3 protein-coding genes and 3 tRNA genes are annotated in these 3,740 nt (G+C 53.7%); 3 read left to right on the forward strand and 3 right to left on the reverse strand.

The window, feature by feature from the left end; translation table 11 throughout:
• Position 1: 1 nt before the first annotated feature.
• Positions 2-77 (reverse strand) — tRNA-Val (locus ACMGEE_RS10585).
• A 262-nt stretch (positions 78-339) separates the two neighbouring features.
• Here ACMGEE_RS10585 and gltX point away from each other — a divergent pair.
• Positions 340-1,755 carry a glutamate--tRNA ligase gene (gene gltX / locus ACMGEE_RS10590; protein WP_253459503.1) on the forward strand — a complete coding sequence of 472 codons (1,416 nt, stop codon included), beginning with the start codon at positions 340-342 and terminating at the stop codon, positions 1,753-1,755.
• Positions 1,756-1,827: 72 nt separating this feature from the next.
• On the opposite strand, the gene ACMGEE_RS10595 is transcribed toward gltX, so the two are convergent.
• A complete protein-coding gene (locus tag ACMGEE_RS10595; protein WP_253459506.1) occupies positions 1,828-2,187 on the reverse strand; it encodes a YfeC-like transcriptional regulator in 360 nt (119 codons plus the stop codon).
• 152 nt (positions 2,188-2,339) lie between these two features.
• A complete protein-coding gene (locus ACMGEE_RS10600; protein ID WP_125290868.1) occupies positions 2,340-3,128 on the reverse strand; it encodes a formate/nitrite transporter family protein in 789 nt (262 codons plus the stop codon).
• A gap of 414 nt (positions 3,129-3,542) precedes the next feature.
• Between ACMGEE_RS10600 and ACMGEE_RS10605 the strand changes: the two genes are divergently transcribed.
• Both ACMGEE_RS10605 and ACMGEE_RS10610 read left to right on the forward strand, forming a co-directional pair.
• Positions 3,543-3,618 (forward strand) — tRNA-Ala (locus ACMGEE_RS10605).
• Between the two features lie 45 nt (positions 3,619-3,663).
• Positions 3,664-3,739: transfer RNA gene (locus tag ACMGEE_RS10610), tRNA-Ala, on the forward strand.
• Position 3,740 lies beyond the last annotated feature (1 nt).

Consider the following 3,740-nt stretch of genomic DNA (forward strand, 5'->3'; position numbering starts at 1 on the left):
GTGGTGGGTGATGACGGGCTCGAACCGCCGACCCCCTCCGTGTAAAGGAGATGCTCTACCAACTGAGCTAATCACCCCCGCTGTGTGGAGTCGCATTATAGGGATCGCGCAAAATGAGTCAACGATTTTTAGAAGGAAAAATTGCGTTCGTCTTAAAATTAAACAAGATGTTGCGATTTCAGGCAAAAGCGTCACGGCGCCGTCGGCTTTTGCAGCAAAGGCGGCGCGAAAGCAGGGGATTGCCGTTGAGGATTCATCTTGTGATGATAGAATGTTGCCCACTTTATTCTGGATTTATCAGAGCTCCCCGCTTCTGATAGCGTAAAAAGGCAGCTGTTAATGAAAATCAAAACCCGTTTCGCACCCAGCCCGACGGGCTACCTGCACGTTGGCGGCGCTCGTACCGCGCTTTATTCCTGGCTGTTTGCCCGTAACCAGGGCGGCGAATTCGTGCTGCGTATAGAAGATACCGATCTGGAGCGCTCCACCCAGCAGGCTATCGACGCGATCATGGACGGCATGAACTGGCTGAACCTGGACTGGGATGAAGGCCCGTACTATCAGACCAAACGTTTCGATCGCTACAATGCAGTGATCGATCAGATGCTGGAAGCGGGCACGGCCTACAAATGCTACTGCTCCAAAGAGCGTCTGGAAGCGCTGCGCGAAACGCAGATGGCGAACAATGAAAAGCCACGCTATGACGGTCGCTGCCGCGACAGCCACGAACACCATGCCGATGATGAGCCTTGCGTAGTGCGTTTCCGCAATCCGCAGGAAGGTTCGGTCATTTTTGACGACCAGATCCGTGGCCCCATCGAATTCAGCAACCAGGAGCTGGACGATCTGATCATCCGCCGTACCGATGGTTCGCCGACCTACAACTTCTGTGTCGTGATCGACGACTGGGATATGGAAATTACCCACGTTATCCGCGGTGAAGATCATATCAATAACACGCCTCGCCAGATCAACATCCTGAAAGCGATCGGCGCACAGGTGCCGGTTTACGCGCACGTCTCCATGATCCTGGGCGACGACGGCAAAAAGCTTTCCAAACGTCACGGCGCCGTAGGCGTGATGCAGTATCGCGACGACGGTTATCTGCCGGAAGCGCTGCTGAACTATCTGGTGCGTCTGGGCTGGTCGCATGGCGACCAGGAGATCTTCAGCATTGAAGAGATGAAGCAGCTGTTCGATCTGGATGCGGTCAGCAAATCCGCCAGCGCCTTCAACACCGAAAAACTGCAGTGGCTGAACCATCACTACATCACCACGCTGGCGCCGGAGTACGTGGCGACGCATCTGCAATGGCATATTGAGCAGGAAAATATCGATACCCGCACCGGCCCTGAGCTGGCTCAGCTGGTTCGTCTGCTTGGCGAGCGCTGCAAGACGCTGAAAGAAATGGCCGCTTCCTGCCGTTACTTCTACGAAGACTTTGCAGAGTTTGATGCGGATGCGGCGAAAAAACATCTGCGTCCCGTAGCCCGTCAGCCGCTGGAAGTGGTTCGTGACAAGCTGGCCGCTATCAGCGTCTGGAACGCGGAAAACGTGCATCAGGCTATTCAGTCCGCTGCGGACGAGCTGGAAGTGGGCATGGGCAAAGTCGGCATGCCGCTGCGCGTTGCCGTTACCGGTGCAGGCCAGTCACCTGCGCTGGACGTGACGGTAGAAGCAATTGGTCAGTCGCGCAGCGTTGCGCGTATCGAAAAAGCGCTGAGCTGGATTGCGGCTCGCGAAGCGCAGGCTTAATCCTCTAAATAAAAGAACCGGCATCAGCCGGTTCTTTTTTCAACGTGCAACCTGCTCGGCAGGCGTGGAAACCTACTTCTCAACCTGAGAAATATCCAGCCGTTGCAGCATACCCTGAATGCCTTCACGTAACAGTAATGCATAAAGCTTCTCTTGTTCATCGCTGTTCATTTGCTGAATAGAGGTCATTAGCAGAGCGGGAAGAGAGTTTTGCGTGACGCGATAGGTGGCGGTCGGCTCGGCGACGTGGCGGGTGGATTTCAGGAAATTTCTTACATTCTCATCAATATGGATCATACGGGCCTTGCCGCCCTGTACGCCGGGCTTGGGTACGGTCGTCCATTGCTCTTTTTTAACCCATTTATTGATAGTCTGACGGCTGAAACCTGTTTCCTGTGCCAGTTCTTCCGGCGTTAACCATTCCTTTTTCATTATGCAATATCCTTTTTGCGTTGATATGTAACGGACATATATTACAGGAATTTATTGTTCGAACAACTAACAGGCAAGACTAATCTGAGCAGATAATTAGCAGCGGGGAGAAATGATATTTCCCCCTGCCGGGCGGCAGAGGGAAGAAAGCCTTACTGTGGGGTAGCAGCAGACTGATTTTGCGGACGATAGGCGATGTAGTAAGCCAGACCGACAAATACCGCGCCACCGACCGTATTGCCCAGGAAAACGGCAGCAAAATTAGGCAGGTAGTCGGCCCAGCTCAGCTGGCCGGCAAAAATAGCGGCCGGGATAATAAACATGTTCGCTACCACGTGCTGGAAGCCGATAGCCACGAACGCCATCACCGGGAACCACATGCCAAAAATCTTGCCGACCATGTCTTTACTGGCGAACGCCATCCAGGTCGCCAGACACACCAGCCAGTTACAGCCGATACCGGAAATGAAAGAGTGCATAAAGTCGGCGTGGACTTTGGCCGAGGCGATAGCCACGGTCTTTTTAAGGTAGTCGCCTTCGGTCATGCCAAGCACATGGCCAAAGAACCATGCTACGGCTATGCTGCCGATAAAGTTGGCAATGGTTACCCAGAACCAGTTACGTACTACGCTAAAGCCGCTGACCTGACGGGCGAACCAGGCGATCGGCATGGTCATCATATTGCCGGTCAGCAGCTCACCGCCAGCCAGCACGGTCAGAATAATCCCCACCGGAAACACCGCTGCGCCAAGCAGGCCGCCAAAGGAGCCCCAGTTAGCGGGCAGCTGATTAATAACGTGCAGATCCAGCAGGAAGCCGGTGGCGATAAAAGCCCCTGCAATAAAGCCGAGGATCAACAGGGTAGGGACAGACGAACGGCTTTTGGCGATACCAGCCTGAATAGCGACCGCCGCAATTTCTTTAGGTGAGTACAAGGACATAGTGGCTCTGATTCTGGTGTAGTGAAAGAAAGAATGGCCGAATCCGTCGCGTTATACGCGCGCATCCAGCGCTGAGAAGGGTTCGGCATTCGAAAACGCGGGAAGTTTTGCACGAGATTTTAACAAAAACAAGCGCAATTAAGCGCACAATTAACGCTCTGTTTACAGGATTAAACCCGACGCGCTGTGATTGCAGCGGGAACGTTGCCGGATTGCATTCACGACACCATTTGATCGCTGACATAACGGCGATTAAGGCGGATTATGCTGTGTGGCAAAAGGTGCGGATGCGGCCTTTTGCATCGCTTTGGCCGCTTTTTCAGCGATCGAACACAGATTGGCATTTTGCCGTTGACACGTTCGGCCCCGTTTCATATTATGCCCGCCGTCAAGACGACAAAGGTTTTTCGGCTCGGGGGTATAGCTCAGCTGGGAGAGCGCTTGCATGGCATGCAAGAGGTCAGCGGTTCGATCCCGCTTATCTCCACCAAATCTTCACCAGACGATTTGGCGCGAAAAACCGGTATTTTGTTGTGGGGGTATAGCTCAGCTGGGAGAGCGCTTGCATGGCATGCAAGAGGTCAGCGGTTCGATCCCGCTTATCTCCACCAA

The organism is Erwinia artemisiae (assembly GCF_051400835.1).
In the GTDB taxonomy this organism is placed as follows: domain Bacteria; phylum Pseudomonadota; class Gammaproteobacteria; order Enterobacterales; family Enterobacteriaceae; genus Erwinia; species Erwinia aeris.

Bases quoted from the DNA above. Each gene is read 5' to 3' on its own strand.
- ACMGEE_RS10600 (WP_125290868.1), bottom strand. From the start codon at position 3,128: ATGTCCTTGTACTCACCTAAAGAAATTGCGGCGGTCGCTATTCAGGCT.
- ACMGEE_RS10595 (WP_253459506.1), bottom strand. From the start codon at position 2,187: ATGAAAAAGGAATGGTTAACGCCGGAAGAACTGGCACAGGAAACAGGT.
- gltX (WP_253459503.1), top strand. From the start codon at position 340: ATGAAAATCAAAACCCGTTTCGCACCCAGCCCGACGGGCTACCTGCAC.